Genomic DNA, 14,099 nt, shown 5'->3' on the forward strand with positions numbered 1-14,099 from the left:
AGGACGATATTAAAACATTATAAATGATATATCCCGAGCATAGCAATTATTTGCTTTACAAATATTTATAAATAATAATTATGGTCAAGGAGCCGACAATACTAATGAGGCACGCGCCATCTTTTTCGTCAGATGTCAATTAGAGTTAACCGTCCCCCTAAGCGAATAAAATTAATCTAAAATCTATCTTTAGTGATAATGTTTGCGCGCGATCGATCGATGAACATGAAAAACTCAATTGCCGACAATTTTTGTCCGGGATCTGGCACTGACAACCCGATCGCTGGATTGACAGGTAAAAGCCTGGTTAAAATAGCTTTGGCGATCGGCAATTCGCGGTTGCACTGGGGATTATTTAAGGGCAGAACTTTGGAGAGAACATGGGATACTGAGCATCTCAAAACTGATGCTGTTTCCCGGCTCTGTGAGGCAGAAAAAGCGGAATATTTGGTGGAAACGGTGATGAGGTCGATCGAGCAAATATCAGCTCAAAATCTGCTTGGTCTTCCTGCTACTCCCGCTGTGTCTAGTCCTCACACACTTTCTGTAGTGCCGCCACCTTTAGTTTTGGCCTCAGTAGTTCCCCAGCAAACAGCAATTTGGCAGAGTTATCCTGAAGTCCGAATTATTACTTTAGACCAGTTACCGATCGGGGGACTCTATCCTAGCCTGGGGATTGACAGAGCTTTAGCTTTATTGGGTGCTGGCAACCAATTGGGTTGGCCAATTTTACTGATAGATGCTGGTACAGCTCTAACATTTACTGGGGCTAATGTCAATAGGTATTTAGTCGGGGGTGCCATCTTACCGGGTTTGGGTTTGCAGTTGTCCTCGTTAGGGAAAAAAACCGCTGCATTGCCCTCAGTAGGCTTACCAGAAAATCTGCCGCGTCGCTGGGCTACAGATACTGCTGGGGCAATTCAAAGCGGGGTTGTATATGCGGCGGTGGCAGGAGTTAGGGATTTTATTGAAGATTGGCGGAGGTTGTTTCCGAATAGCAAAATTGCAGTCACGGGGGGCGATCGCATTTTGTTATTGAAATACCTGACCGCACTATTTCCCGATACGGCTTCCTCGGTAATTGACGCACCAGAGGCTATTTTTTGGGGAACCGTGGGATTTTAGATTTTAGATTTTAGATTTTAGATTGAGGGATTGGGGGATTGACCAATTGATTGAGATTTGATGTTGAAGAATTGGTAATGATTGATTCCGTACAGGTTGGGAACAGGGGCATACAGTTGTATTTTTTTTAATTCATATTAGTTTGTTAAATGTTGACGGCGACCAATTCTTTGCAATCAATCGGAATGGGAATAATAAGAACAGAAAAAATCTGCCTCAATCAACACAGTGTTAAACGCAGCAACTGGCTCTATTATGCAGGTTAATGTTTATTAGGCACGTTGTTGCGCTTAAGCGCTCTTGCATATTAGGCACGTTGTTGCGCTTAAGCGCTCTTGCATATTAGGCACGTTGTTGCGCTTAAGCGCTCTTGCATATAAAGAGCGCTCAAGCGCAACAACATACCTTTTTAAAAGGTGTACCAATGACCAATTCATTTGGCAAACTGGCGAATATAGCGAGCAACAATATCCGGGACTTCCTGCGGCAAATTGATGTCTCCCGGACTGACAGATTCCAGTTCGGCATTAGGAGCCAGAGCGGCATAGGATTGACACAGAGACAAAGCTGCGGGGGTATCTTCAGAACCTTGCAAAACCAAAACAGGCGCTTTCAGCAAGGCCAAATTCTCATCAACTAACTCTGCTATAATTTCAGACCGCCGCCGCCCGAACAGCAACTGCACGGCAACTGGGGACTGCATCAACTGCTGTCTCAAGTTTAGCAGTCTGTCAATCTGCTTTTGACCCCCCAGCAACTTAGCAATTGGATAGATCGATCGCAACAACCAGTATGCCAACGGAGGTTGAGCTATCAGCCAGCTAGCCGTCTGCCACCGCCCCCCCTGGTTGCCAGCCTTGACGCCTTCTGGGGCTAACAACACTAAACCCTGAACTCGATCGGGATATTTGATGGCGTAGCTAGCAGCCACCCAGCCGCCCAAAGAGTCACCAATTAAATAAACCTCTTGCAGGTTCAAAGCATCGAGGTATTGGGCGAGACATTCTACTTCCAGATCGATCGAATAATTAACATTTGGGTGTTCCGAGTCGCCAAAGCCCAGCAAATCTGGTGCGAAGCATTGGAAGTCCGGGCTCAAAAGCTCGATCGTCCGCAGCCACTGACTGCCGTCGCCCCAAGAACCATGCAAAAATACTAAATTTGGGCCTCTGCCGACTTCGCGCCAGAAAATGTGTCCTAAAGAGAGTTTGACCCGAGAATTGCGTAACGGTGAGTACATCCGGTTTAATATTCAGCAATAAAAAGATTATTAAATTAATGTTCAGATATCATAAATTAAAGCATGGAAACATTAAAAATTAATTCCCTACTAATAAAAGGTAGCTTGTTAAGGTGAGGTAATTCCCAACGTTGCTCAAATGTAGATGCCCTGAGAATTTACGCTAAAGTTGTCAGGCCTTGAAAATAGTTCTGCAAGTGTTCGCCATTATCATGGCTAAGCTGGTCTTCCGGCAGCGCAGTCGGCAAAAAAGCCTCCACCTCGCTGATTTCAAGCGAATCCTGAACTTGCATCTTGCCCTGCACCTCTGCTTCCACCACGATACAAATCGAGTGCAAGCGAGGATCTCGATCGGCAGCCGAATAAACGCCCACCAAGCGACGAATTTTGACTAAATCGAGTCCTGTTTCCTCCGCCAATTCTCGGCGCACTGTTGTCGGAATATCCTCTCCCCAATCCACCATACCTCCCGGAAGTGCCCAGCGACCGTTGTCGCGGCGTCGAATTAACACTATTCGCCCGTCAGGTAACACAGGAATCACGGCGGTACCAGTGACGGGATGTCGAAAAATCAGACCCAGCACAGTCTGTACAAATTGCCACAATCTACGCATACACTCAAAAGCTTGTTTAGGGGAAAGTAATTTTAGACCTGCTATCTCGCAGATTTGGGGTCAGAATTATTATATTCTTCTTTCAGGCAAAATGTCCGGCAACTGTCCTAAAATCTCCGCTGCGTGAGATTCTGGTTTGACTTTGCGCCAAACATTTTCAATCCTACCATTAGGGTCGATCGCGAAGGTCGATCGAGTAATGCCCATAAATTCTTTGCCCATAAATTTTTTGAGTCCGTAACAACCGTAGGCGGTTGCCACTTCGGCGTTTGAGTCGCACAGCAAGGGAAAAGGCAGTTGATATTTAGCTGCAAACTTGGTGTGAGATTTTGCCCCGTCTGTACTGACACCGATCACTGCAATATTTCGCGACTCGTAGTCCGATCGCTAGAAATCGTTTTATTGGAGTAATTCCGAGTCAACGGGAGCAAATTAAAGCTCATAGCCATAGCCGTCACTCCTATGTACGAAAACTACATTGCTCATGGTTGAGAGACTTATTCTTGCGCCATCGATCAAAACCTCAAACCCTTTTGGAGTAGGTGTTTTAACTCTTGCCGTATAAGTTCCAGCTTGAGCTTTTTTCCGGTCTTTGCCGATAGTAAACCTGACTACATCACCTGCTGCAATGTGAGTAAAAACAGTTTTAGCGTTTTTCACTGCCGGAAATCCAGAAGCATTAACTCGAATGGATTGGCGGCTGCCATGACCTTTACAGGTAATCAATAGAGGTCGATCGGTGAGAACTCGAATGCTTGCCCCAGACTCGCCAACACAAGCAGCATCAAGGCTGTGAGTTTTTTCAAGACCTTGACGCACTCGGTTCATTTTCGTTCTTGCACCTGAGGAGCATTTCACGTTCTCGCAAATAGATTTAGCCATTTTCACTATTGCGTATCTGGTTGAATTGACCGCAGCCGCATCTTTTAACGGTTTTGTGGAATTCTCTAAAACTTGATTCAAAATGTCAGGTGATTTTGCCAAGAAATCGCGAACGTCCAAGTTACCTTTTTTGACATTACAGACATGACAAGCTAGAGTTAGATTTCCAATGCGGCTACTCCCCCCTTTCGACTTAGATTGAATATGCTCAACTTCTAGCGGTACGTTTTCTGTGCCACAGTAAGCGCATTTTCTACCCCACTTTTGCAACAAGTATTCACGCACTTCGTATCCTTGTAATTCACCTTGTTGGTATTCAACTCCATCTATTTCTGGATTAGCTAACTTTTGGGTATCAAACCGAATTTGTTCAATTTCGATCCAGGCAATTGGACAATACCGCATAAAGCGTTTAATCCAAGTTTCAACTGTTAGCACTCTGTGTCGAATTGATGGAGCTAACCAACCCTCTGGCTTGGCACGATTCAATCGTTTCTTGCGATAGCGTAAATTGCGCGAACGTCTTCCACGTCTAAACCATGCCCGTTTAACTAAATCGAATTTGATTGCTTCTCCTCGGTGATTTAGTTCTGCTCGAAACAAGATATCATTACCACATTGAATGGCAAACCCTGTCCACTGACTACCTGGGTCAATCTTGAGGATGTATTCCTTTGTTTGGGGATTTTCGATAGTTTGTTGCTGGATTACGACATAAGGGAATCTGCGAAAACTGGCAAGCTTCCCACGATTTTGTAATTCTCGGCACCTGCCGGGGTTAATCATATCTAACGGTTGCTTATCTCCGTTGATTTGAAATACCCAGTTCTGTTGTTTGGTTGGTTGCATTTCTGCTTCGCCTTTCGGGTGATGTTTGCTTTGAAAATGCTCCTGAGACTTGTCACTGGCAATAGTGTTTCACCTTCAAAAACTAGGCAATGTTCTATTTGCCAAACCGCTTAGAACTAGCGAATTCTATTGGGGTTTTGACCTCAGGTAGCGTAGATCTCAAGGATCTTATTCTGGTGTAGCAGGGTTTTTATCCCTGGGGTAAACTGGAAACTCCGATTTACTCCATTTCTTTGCTACTCGCGAAAGGCAGAAGCTTCTTTGGTACAGCCGGGGGTGTTATCCCGAGGATAAAAATAAAGTACAACTCGTCGGCCTCGAAAATCTGCGAGGCCCACAAGTTGGCCGGCAGCGTCGGGCAGGCTGAAAACAGGGGCTACATCACCAGGATTTAGTGTCATTTGTGGTATTTTTGAACCTCCCCAGCGCTGAAGCAACGGGGATTCCTGCCCACCTAGAAAAGGCGACAGCGGGACATTCAAGTGTCCCTCTAGACCCTCAAGATCAACTATCCGAAGATGTTGCGATTGGGCTTACTTTTAGTATGTTTTGCTTGCTTGAGTCCATCACTTTTGCCAGTTAGGTACACTCCTCAATCTGCCTTTATTTGCCCTTTAAGTATTCTGGATCTCGCGCCAGATATCTCGGTTGCCGGGATTTCTCCGTACTAGATTGATTCAACGTGTAGATGGTGATTCTTAATCGCTTCTACTATTTTATCACGGTGGCCGGGGCCGCGCACTCGTTTCTAGGCGGCGGTCGCCGCTACAGGCCGGGGCCCCATATCTGAAGCTAGGGGCCCCGGCCCCGCTTCTCGGTCAAGAGTTTTTAGAATATTTTCGCAAGTAAAAAATGTTGCGTCCCGATCGCGCGCTGATGAAGAGCGACTCAAGAGACTCTCAGTCGAGGGACTGTTCTTGTCGATCGGTAATAGTGCCGGGTGTGATATAATCGTCATCGGTCTAAAATTGAGTATAACTAGACAACGTAAAAACTCGCACTCAATTAGTTGAGTTCGCAGTCACACCGATCGGTGTTGCGGTTTAGGAAAGCTAAATTTGAACAAAACCTAACTACATTAAAGAGAATCGATCGAGTACGGTAGGGTATACCGGAATTCACGCTTGGGGAGAAGACACCTCTAAAGCCGCTGGAGCAATCCTGTCGGAAACAAGTGACTTCACCCAAGCCAGAATCTCAGTCACAAGCAAGTGCTGAGAGTTTTAACCTGAAGAATCCCCTCGCCGAAAGCTTGGGGAATGTCAATGTTTATTAGTGAGGTCAGAATGGCTAAGCGCCGCAATCTCAAGAAAGAGAAGGCACAACGAAATCAAGCATACGCTCGCAAGTTTCGCAAGCGGAGAAATCAAGATATGTTCTCCAACAAGAGAAGGCGATTTGACGGCGGCAACGGCGGCGGGATGGGCGCCATGAGCGGCGGCGGACGGGACAAAGATATGGCTGCTGCTGAAGAGTAATATAGTCAGGCTATCTGCCCAACTTAGAACCGAGAGTGCAAAACACGATCGTTCTAAGGAGAGATAGCCATTCTGAATTTGCCTAAGAATTCAACGAGGATAGTTTAGGCGATCCGATCGCGCGCAGCAATCAGTGATTTTCTCACTTGTTCAAATCCGGTGCCACCGTAACTATTGCGAGCAGCGACCACTTGAGTCGGTGCGATCGCGCTATAAATGTCTGTATCAAAAGCTGGGTGCAAGTCTTTCCACTCCTCAAGTGTCAAATCTTTGAGGAGTTTGCCCCCCGACAGACAAGTTTTCACAACTTTGCCCACAAGGTTGTAAGATTCCCGGAAGGGAACGCCCTTAGCAGCCAAATAATCTGCTACGTCTGTAGCGTTAGAAAAGTCTTCTGTAACGGCACTGGCAAGGCGATTGGTGTTAAACGCGATTCCTTCCCGCAGCAAAATCGTCATTGCTTCCAAGCAACCTTGTACAGTTTTGACGGTATCAAACAAAGCTTCTTTATCTTCTTGCAAATCTTTGTTGTAGGCCAAAGGCAATCCCTTCACTACTACAAGCAAGGCTTGCAAATGACCGAAAACCCGCCCCGCCTTGCCCCGCACCAACTCCGGCACGTCGGGATTTTTTTTCTGGGGCATGATGCTAGAGCCCGTAGCGCAGCTATCTTTGAGCGTAATAAATCCAAATTCGTGAGAAGACCACAAAATCATTTCTTCTGACAAGCGGCTCAGGTGTACCATAATTAAGCTGGCGGCTGCGAGAAATTCGATCGCAAAATCTCGATCGCTCACTCCATCTAAACTATTAGCATAAACCTGGTCAAACTCCAAGAGTTCTGCGCTATAGTGTCGGTCGATCGGGAAAGTCGTCCCCGCCAGCGCGCCGCAACCCAAAGGCGAAATATTCACCCGCTTCAAGACATCGCCAAGGCGTTCCCAATCGCGATCGGACATTTCAAAATAAGCTAACAAGTAATGAGCCAAACTGATTGGCTGAGCGCGCTGTAAGTGCGTGTAACCGGGGATTAAAGTTTCGACGTTGAGTTCTGCAATTTCGAGCAAAACCCCTTGAAATTCCCGCAATTGCTCGCGAATTTCTGCGATGCGATCGCGCAAATACAAACGAGTATCGGTGCCGGCTTGGTCATTGCGCGATCGGGCCGTGTGCAGCTTTTTGCCCGCATCCCCGACGATATCCGTCAGGCGATTTTCTACAGCAAAGTGAACGTCTTCTGCATCAACTCCCGGCACAAAAAGACCTTGGCGGTATTCGCGGCGGATTTGTTCCAAACCATTGACTAGCTGTTCGCCTTCTGATGCGGAAATAATCCCAGTTTTGGCGAGCATCTTAGCATGAGCGATAGAACCGGTCAAGTCATACTCAATCAGTTCTATATCGAAGCCAATACTAGCATTGAATCGGGCGATCGCTGGGTGCAGCGCCGACTCAAATCTTTGACTCCAAGTTTTCGGTTGTGTGGTCATTGCTGAATGTAAAACTAAATTATATCTCTCTTGCAGAACTCTCTAAAAACTGTTTCGTAGTAAGGACTTTAGTCCTTCGGTTCGCACTCAGGATTTGAGTCCTCCGGTTCGCAGTAAATAAGGCAAGTCCTTCGTCCCAAATTCGGCAAGAAAGGACTAAGGTAATTACTACAAACTTTGTATACCTGTATTGACACTAAAAAACTGAATTCTAGACTACAAAATTATTAAAATTATGCTGCTGCATCAGAAAGGACTGAAGTCCTGACGGCGAACCTTTGAAATCCCTTCCTGACGACCTCTTAGAGAATAACTCTAAGGAATAATCCCTTTAATGAACCAGCCAATGAAAATACCTATAAAAAAAGCTCCTATCTGACCAGTCGAAACAAAATTGTTCCAAGCTTTCTGGAAATTAGTAAAAATCTCGTAGCTTTGACCCAATATCACAGGCGAACTCAAATGAGATTTCACAACTAACAAATGAACGGCGTCATGCCAATGAATCGAGCTGGTAAATCCAGTAATAATTTCCGGCATTAAATTAACTATCATGGTGATTTTCTCCTGTGGTCGGTGTTACCCTAAGTACAACCAGTGTCATGTCATCTTCATTGCGGTTGCCGATGCCGATAAACTGGTGAACGCGATCGAACAAATAATCCAGAATTTCCTCAGACTGCTGATAATTTTGACAAGCCCACTGAAAAGCCGCGGTCAAGTTATCCTCATCAAAGCGATCGCCCCTTTGATTAGCAGCATCAGTAAATCCGTCTGTGTAATAAATAATAGTATCACCAGGCTGCAATTGCACGTGGGCTTCTTGGTAGTGCGAATCAGCATCCAGGCCAATCAACATTCCCTCCAAAGTATCGAGCCGAACAATCGAATTAGTTGCAGCTTGCCACAGCAAAGGCGGGTGGTGAGCAGCATTACTGTAAGACAGAATGCGAGTTTTCGGATCGTACTCCGAATAAAACAGAGTCACAAAACGGTGAGAATTCTCCAAATCCGCGTGCATTACCCGGTTTAAATGTTGCAAAATTCTCGCAGGCGAATGGCGGTTCAAAACCTCCGCCCGCAGCATACCCCGCGTCATCGTCATCAACAGGCCAGCCGGTACCCCTTTGCCCATCACATCGCCAATGACGATGCTCCAGCGACCCTTGTCGATTTTGGACTTGAGATTTTTAATCAGGGATGGGGGGTGTTCCCCCTCATTTTCCTTGCCGATCGGGTCATAGTCAGCGGGAATAAAATCATAATAATCACCGCCGACTCTGCTAGCAGTTTGGCAGCGCGCGGCCACATCAAGACCGGGAATTGTGGGACAACTGCGGGGTTGCAGCCGCAATTGAATTTCCGCCCCAATTTCTAACTCTCTGTCCAGGCGTTCTTTTTCGGCCAACTTCACCGTCAGTTCGTCTTTGCAGATTGCCACGGCGGTTTGATCCGCCACCAACCGAACTAATTTCTGTCGGCCCGGAGTCCAAACATATTGTGGGTCACTGCTAAAAACAAACAGCCGTCCGCGTTCCAAATTCTTGACTAAAATTGGCGCCCCAAACAAATGAACATCCGGGCCCAAATAACGGCCGACTTGCAAGTCAAGACTAGAAGTTTGCCCAGAGGTTTGAGAAAAAGATTCACCAGCCGCGCCCGCACCTGCTGTAGCTTGCCTGGTGGCTATTTCCAGCGCTTTCCGCATATCTTGGCACTGCCGTCCTTCCTGACAGTGCAACTGCTGGAACCGAACTTGACCGTTGGGTTTGAAGAGCACCAGAGCTCCCCCGTCGGCGTCGGTAACGCGAGTTGCCACCAGAGGCACCAACTCCAAAAATTGGTTGAGATTGTTAAAACTACGCAGGGCAAATCCCAGCGAGCCCAACATATCTTGAACGTTGTGCTGGTATCGGTGCAAGCGCGCCACCAGTTCTTTGAGGGCAAATACTGGCGTCGCGTCGGTGGAATTGCGACCCGTAGGGCGGTCAGCAGGTTGAGGTGAGGGGCGAGGCAAGGGCACAGCAGTCATTTTAGATTGGTGATTTTCGATCTTAAAAGGAGATTGATTGAGTGAGGAATTACGCACCACACGAACAGAAATCCGGTTGTTTTTGGAGCAAGTAGTTTGGGCAGTAGGTCATTGGTGTGAATTTAAGCCTGAAATCCTCAAGAAATCTCGTTTATAGCTGAGTCTAAATCCCCCTTAATAAGGGAGACTTTGAGCCCTTCTGAAACTACTTAATCAAGGTATGTAGTTGGGATGCGAGCCCTCTTTAGGCGTATAGATAAAGAGGGCTCGCATCCCAACTACGTACCTAATTTATCTGATGACAATAAAACCACACTGCTTTTTAAGGGGGCGCCAGGCCGATCGGCGGGCCTAAGCCTCAGAGAGTAAAACGTTACTACCTGAGACCTTAAGTTGACACCAATTGATGGCGCTTCGTCGATCGCAAGCAAGCAATAACAGAAGGTTTTAAGGTATTGTTTCTAGATATTTAGTTTTCCACAGACCGTCAGGTGGCGATCGGCACAAGTCCTGCGATCGTAGTTTGAGGTTAAGGATTTGATATGTTGAAGCTCTGTATTCGCTTTCCCAAATCGGGACGGCTAGAGATACCTCATCAATCTAAAATCTAAAATCTAAAATCTAAAATCGAGTAGGGCTTCGACAAATTCGTAACTAGAAAACGGGCGCAAATCTTCGATGCTTTCCCCCACTCCAATAAACCGGATTGGCAGACCTAGCTGCTGCACTACTGCTAGGGCAACACCACCTTTAGCAGAACCGTCAAGTTTTGTCAATACTACTCCGCTTAATTTTGCCGATTCTGCGAAAACTTCTGCCTGTCGCAAACCATTTTGACCTAGGGTGGCATCCAAGACCAGTAGAGATTCTACGGTAGCGCCGGGGGCTTTTTTGTCTACAATGCGACGGATTTTACTTAATTCGTCCATCAGATTTTTTTTGTTTTGCAGGCGGCCTGCGGTGTCTACGATCAACAATTCTGTGCCTCGGGCGCTGGCGGCGGCGATCGCATCAAACACGACAGCAGCCGGATCGGTATTTTTCCCTGGATTGGCAATAATTTCCACGCCGCTGCGGGAACCCCAAACTTTGACTTGTTCGACGGCGGCGGCGCGGAAAGTGTCGGCAGCGGCAATCAGGGTTTTGTAGCCGGATTTTTGGGCGATGTGGGCTAGTTTGCCGATCGTCGTAGTTTTGCCCGCACCGTTGACTCCTACAATTAACCAGATGTTGAAGGTGTCTTTTTCTGGGGCAAATGTCAGGCTGTAGGCGGGATTGCCGGCGGCGGTTTCGGCTGTCGGAGCGTCGAGAATGTCGCGCAGGATGCTTTTGAGAAAGGCTAGAGCCTGTTCTGGCGGCAAGACTTCTTGTTTGAGTCTTTCTTGGAGGCGGTTGATAATGATGTCGGTGGCGGCGACTCCGACATCGGCTTGTAGGAGCAAAGTCTCAATTTCAGCTACGGCGTCTTGATTGAGCGGGCCTTGACCGACGATCGCCTTTAGTCGATTAATTAAGCTGCGGCGAGTTCTTTCCAAACCTTTCCGCAGTTTTTGCAGCCAACTGATTTCCTCGACGGATACTTGATCTGGCCGGCGCCCTTGACTGGCTAGGATTTCAGATGACCAGAGGAAGCCTTCGTCAAAGGCAAAACCGGGAATTTCTTCGATTATTGCGGCTCTTTCGGCGGCGTTGGCGATGACTTCTGGTTCCTCAAGGGCGGTTTCCTTGAGGCGTTCGATGCGATCCATGCGATCGGCCCCAGCTCGGGCCCAAAACGGCAGGGCTTCGGCTGTAGAGTCCTCAGATGCGATCGATTCTGTGTCTGCAAGCTCAGTTGCAGGTTGGGCAATTGCTATATTTTCTGCTGTAACTTCTAATTTTTGAGTAACAGGTTGAGGCGCGATCGACTCGGATGATGGTGGCAGAGGTTCGGGAATCTCTACTGGGATGGCTGCATCTGGTTCTTGACCATCGGTACTTTCATTCTGCGGTGGTGGTGCAATTTCTGAAACTTCTGCAACAGTTGGTGCGGCTTCTGCAACTTCTACAAATTCTGTTTCGGCTGCTGGAACTTCCGCCGATGCTGTCTGGGCAACTTCTGTTTCAGGTTTTTGCTGTTTTTGAATATTTTTGTAAGCAGCTTTGGCCCAATTGAGATAATCCTCAGCTACAGCGGGGGAAGTTTCCTCAACTGCTGCATCTGTTTGAGGCTCAACCGATGCGGATTTTGCCGCCTCATCTTGGGGCTGTTCGGGGGGAGTTTCTGGTTCAGAAGATCCGCTTTCGCTGTACTGGCGACGAAACCAATTAAATACCATAGAAGTAAATGGGGAATAGAGAATAGTTATTAGTCATTTAGCCATCAGTCCTTAGTGTAGAGCGGATTGCGGATTGCGGATTGCCGATCGCGAATGACCAATAACCAATGACCAATGACCAATGACCAATGACCAATGACCAATGACCAATGACCAATGACCAATGACCAATGACCAATGACCAATGACCAATGACCAATGATACTGACTTACAACTTCTGCATTGATTTTATCGACGACTCGGCGGAGGACTCCGTTGATGAACCGATGTCCTTCGTCGCCGCTGTAGCGTTTTGCCAGTTGGACGGCTTCGTTGACGCTGACTTGTTCGGGTAAGCCGAGATAGAGGATTTCGGCGATCGCGATTCTCATGATATCTCGATCGATCCTGGGCAGGCGATCGATTTGCCAGTCTACCAGGGCTTCCGAGAGCAATTCGTCAATTTGAACGCGGTTGGCGCTGACTTTCGTCAGGATTTGCAAAGCATAGGTGCGGACATCTTGCTGGTTGGCAAGCTGAAGCAGTTCTGGAAACTCCATCGATGAACCGAGACGGTTGATGGCGGTTTGGGTGAGTTCGAGTGCTTCGCGCACCATCGCTCTAGCACTTTGTATATCAGCGGCGCGGATTTCGCTAGCCAGGAGTTTGTCGCTACCCCGCTGTACTTCCGAAGCTGCTGCTTCTAGGGATTCTTGAACTTCTGTCGTCAGAGTGCGGATGGCTGCGAGGAGAACATCTTGCAGTTTCTTAGCTTCTAAGAGTTCTGGATTAGTCGGCAGTTGGCTGATGCCGAGGAGTGCGAGTTCGCGTGAGGTTTCGCGTGCTTTTTTCATATTTTTTAGATAGAAATTGGGAGTTTAGGAATTTCAGAATTGTTGAGATTGCTAAGCGCTGGTTCAGAGCATAGACTTGGACTTTAGCAGAAAAACTCCCAAAAAAACCTGCCCTCAGTAACGATTGTTTCTGGGCAGGTTTTAGATACCTAGGATCAATTATTATTGGGAAAATTTACTGGCTAGAAACCCGGTTTCTTAGGAGCGTCCCACGGAGGCTGCCCACCCGTTATGGATGAAAGAAACTCTTTCTCCCCCTCTCCCCCCTCTCCCCCTCTCCCCATCGAGTTTCTTAGGAGATACTTCGCTTTGAAACCCAAGATGTATCAGAGAAACCCGGTTTCTGAGTGTAGGCTTTCTGCGCTTCCAGTTGGTTCAATATACGTGAGTTGCAAAAATAATTCGGACGGGCTAGAAGCCCATCCCACAATTTTTTTGTTTTGTGGGATGGGCTTCTAGCCCGTCCGAAAATTTGATTAAAAGATTAAAAGGACTTTTACAGCCTTGTCTAATCTTCTTCGACTGGTACAGGCTGGTATCTTGATTCGGATAGCAAGGGTTCGAGTGTTTTGCCGGGGGGGTTGTCGGCGGTGACCGCAACTGAGTTGCTGGGGTTGACGATGCCGCCGGAGATCACCACTTTAAAGGCATCTTCGATCGACATTGACAAATTAACGACATCTGCTTCCGGGACTATAGCGTACCATCCGGTGGTGGGGTTGGGAGTGGTGGGGATGAAAATGCCGATCGGGCTTTCGCCGGACAAATGAGACGGAATGTCGTTACTCTCGATCGTACCGGTCACAAATGCCAAAGTCCAGATTCCCCGCCGGGGATACTCTACCAACACCACCCGGCGAAATTTATCATTAGATTTGAGGATAGTTCCCAGCAGTTGTTTCAAGGTTTTGTAAACCGAACCCGCTAGGGGAATTGCCTGTAACAGGCGTTCGCCAAAGTCTAGCAGCCACTTCCCGAAGATGTTGCGGGCCATCAAACCAATGACTAAAATGCTCAGCAGGGGTACAGCCAGCCCTACTAAGAGATTTAGCAGGTTGACCAAAATCGGGTGGAGTCCGTCAAAAGGATTAATCTGCTTGGGAATTTTGGTAAGAAAATTGATTACCCAACTGGCGACGGTAATTGTCAGCCAGATGGTGGTAGCTAAAGGTATCACTACCAGCAGACCTGCGATCAGGTCATTTTTTAAGTCTTGTTTGATGCGTTGGAGCACGGC

Annotated in this window: 10 protein-coding genes and 3 pseudogenes; 2 read left to right on the plus strand and 11 right to left on the minus strand. The window is 47.4% G+C overall.

Annotation, left to right across the window (positions count from 1 at the left end; translation table 11 throughout):
* Nucleotides 1-225 precede the first annotated feature (225 nt).
* Complete coding sequence (locus JGK07_RS00815) at nucleotides 226-1,125, plus strand: pantothenate kinase (RefSeq protein ID WP_293290661.1); 900 nt, start codon at nucleotides 226-228, stop codon at nucleotides 1,123-1,125.
* A 433-nt stretch (nucleotides 1,126-1,558) separates the two neighbouring features.
* Here the strand turns inward: JGK07_RS00815 and JGK07_RS00820 are convergent, their stop codons facing one another.
* The 5 genes and pseudogenes from JGK07_RS00820 to JGK07_RS00840 all read right to left on the minus strand — a co-directional run.
* Nucleotides 1,559-2,365 (minus strand): alpha/beta hydrolase, encoded by an 807-nt coding sequence (locus tag JGK07_RS00820; RefSeq protein ID WP_293185754.1) that lies wholly within the window; start codon nucleotides 2,363-2,365, stop codon nucleotides 1,559-1,561.
* 158 nt (nucleotides 2,366-2,523) lie between these two features.
* Nucleotides 2,524-2,979, minus strand: a complete 456-nt coding sequence (locus tag JGK07_RS00825; protein ID WP_293185753.1) for an NUDIX hydrolase — start codon at nucleotides 2,977-2,979, stop codon at nucleotides 2,524-2,526.
* Between the two features lie 69 nt (nucleotides 2,980-3,048).
* Nucleotides 3,049-3,348: pseudogene (locus JGK07_RS00830) on the minus strand (peroxiredoxin); the annotation flags it as partial.
* A 63-nt stretch (nucleotides 3,349-3,411) separates the two neighbouring features.
* Entirely contained in the window at nucleotides 3,412-4,710 is a 1,299-nt protein-coding gene (gene iscB / locus JGK07_RS00835) for an RNA-guided endonuclease IscB (protein WP_293225139.1), read from the minus strand.
* Nucleotides 4,711-4,949: 239 nt separating this feature from the next.
* A pseudogene (locus JGK07_RS00840) lies at nucleotides 4,950-5,111 on the minus strand (redoxin domain-containing protein); the annotation flags it as partial.
* 885 nt (nucleotides 5,112-5,996) lie between these two features.
* Between JGK07_RS00840 and JGK07_RS00845 the strand changes: the two are divergent.
* The gene (locus tag JGK07_RS00845; protein WP_194066729.1) at nucleotides 5,997-6,188 is read left to right on the plus strand and encodes a hypothetical protein; all 192 of its coding nucleotides are present in this window, start codon (nucleotides 5,997-5,999) and stop codon (nucleotides 6,186-6,188) included.
* 104 nt (nucleotides 6,189-6,292) lie between these two features.
* Here the strand turns inward: JGK07_RS00845 and argH are convergent, their stop codons facing one another.
* From argH to JGK07_RS00875, 6 genes and pseudogenes are all read right to left on the minus strand, one after another.
* On the minus strand, nucleotides 6,293-7,678 hold the full coding sequence (gene argH, locus JGK07_RS00850) for an argininosuccinate lyase (RefSeq protein WP_293241250.1): 1,386 nt from the start codon (nucleotides 7,676-7,678) through the stop codon (nucleotides 6,293-6,295).
* A 315-nt stretch (nucleotides 7,679-7,993) separates the two neighbouring features.
* Complete coding sequence (locus JGK07_RS00855; RefSeq protein ID WP_293174963.1) at nucleotides 7,994-8,233, minus strand: hypothetical protein; 240 nt, start codon at nucleotides 8,231-8,233, stop codon at nucleotides 7,994-7,996.
* Nucleotides 8,223-9,710: a PP2C family protein-serine/threonine phosphatase gene (locus tag JGK07_RS00860; protein ID WP_293174960.1), complete on the minus strand. Its 1,488-nt coding sequence runs from the start codon at nucleotides 9,708-9,710 to the stop codon at nucleotides 8,223-8,225. The genes JGK07_RS00855 and JGK07_RS00860 overlap by 11 nt, the downstream gene beginning before the upstream one ends.
* Nucleotides 9,711-10,324: 614 nt before the next feature.
* The gene (gene ftsY, locus JGK07_RS00865) at nucleotides 10,325-12,028 is read right to left on the minus strand and encodes a signal recognition particle-docking protein FtsY (protein ID WP_293174957.1); all 1,704 of its coding nucleotides are present in this window, start codon (nucleotides 12,026-12,028) and stop codon (nucleotides 10,325-10,327) included.
* Between the two features lie 225 nt (nucleotides 12,029-12,253).
* Nucleotides 12,254-12,862: pseudogene (gene nusB / locus JGK07_RS00870) on the minus strand (transcription antitermination factor NusB); the annotation flags it as partial.
* A gap of 508 nt (nucleotides 12,863-13,370) precedes the next feature.
* On the minus strand, nucleotides 13,371-14,096 hold the full coding sequence (locus tag JGK07_RS00875) for a DUF502 domain-containing protein (RefSeq protein ID WP_293155504.1): 726 nt from the start codon (nucleotides 14,094-14,096) through the stop codon (nucleotides 13,371-13,373).
* Between the last annotated feature and the right edge of the window lie 3 nt (nucleotides 14,097-14,099).

Source organism: Microcoleus sp. PH2017_24_DOB_U_A (assembly GCF_020738205.1).
Taxonomy (GTDB): domain Bacteria; phylum Cyanobacteriota; class Cyanobacteriia; order Cyanobacteriales; family Microcoleaceae; genus Microcoleus.

What these genes read in the sequence shown, in the direction of transcription:
- JGK07_RS00815 (WP_293290661.1), top strand. Translation starts at nt 226, where the DNA reads ATGAAAAACTCAATTGCCGACAATTTTTGTCCGGGATCTGGCACTGAC.
- JGK07_RS00820 (WP_293185754.1), bottom strand. Translation starts at nt 2,365, where the DNA reads ATGTACTCACCGTTACGCAATTCTCGGGTCAAACTCTCTTTAGGACAC.
- JGK07_RS00825 (WP_293185753.1), bottom strand. Translation starts at nt 2,979, where the DNA reads ATGCGTAGATTGTGGCAATTTGTACAGACTGTGCTGGGTCTGATTTTT.
- iscB (WP_293225139.1), bottom strand. Translation starts at nt 4,710, where the DNA reads ATGCAACCAACCAAACAACAGAACTGGGTATTTCAAATCAACGGAGAT.
- JGK07_RS00845 (WP_194066729.1), top strand. Translation starts at nt 5,997, where the DNA reads ATGGCTAAGCGCCGCAATCTCAAGAAAGAGAAGGCACAACGAAATCAA.
- argH (WP_293241250.1), bottom strand. Translation starts at nt 7,678, where the DNA reads ATGACCACACAACCGAAAACTTGGAGTCAAAGATTTGAGTCGGCGCTG.
- JGK07_RS00855 (WP_293174963.1), bottom strand. Translation starts at nt 8,233, where the DNA reads ATGATAGTTAATTTAATGCCGGAAATTATTACTGGATTTACCAGCTCG.
- JGK07_RS00860 (WP_293174960.1), bottom strand. Translation starts at nt 9,710, where the DNA reads ATGACTGCTGTGCCCTTGCCTCGCCCCTCACCTCAACCTGCTGACCGC.
- ftsY (WP_293174957.1), bottom strand. Translation starts at nt 12,028, where the DNA reads ATGGTATTTAATTGGTTTCGTCGCCAGTACAGCGAAAGCGGATCTTCT.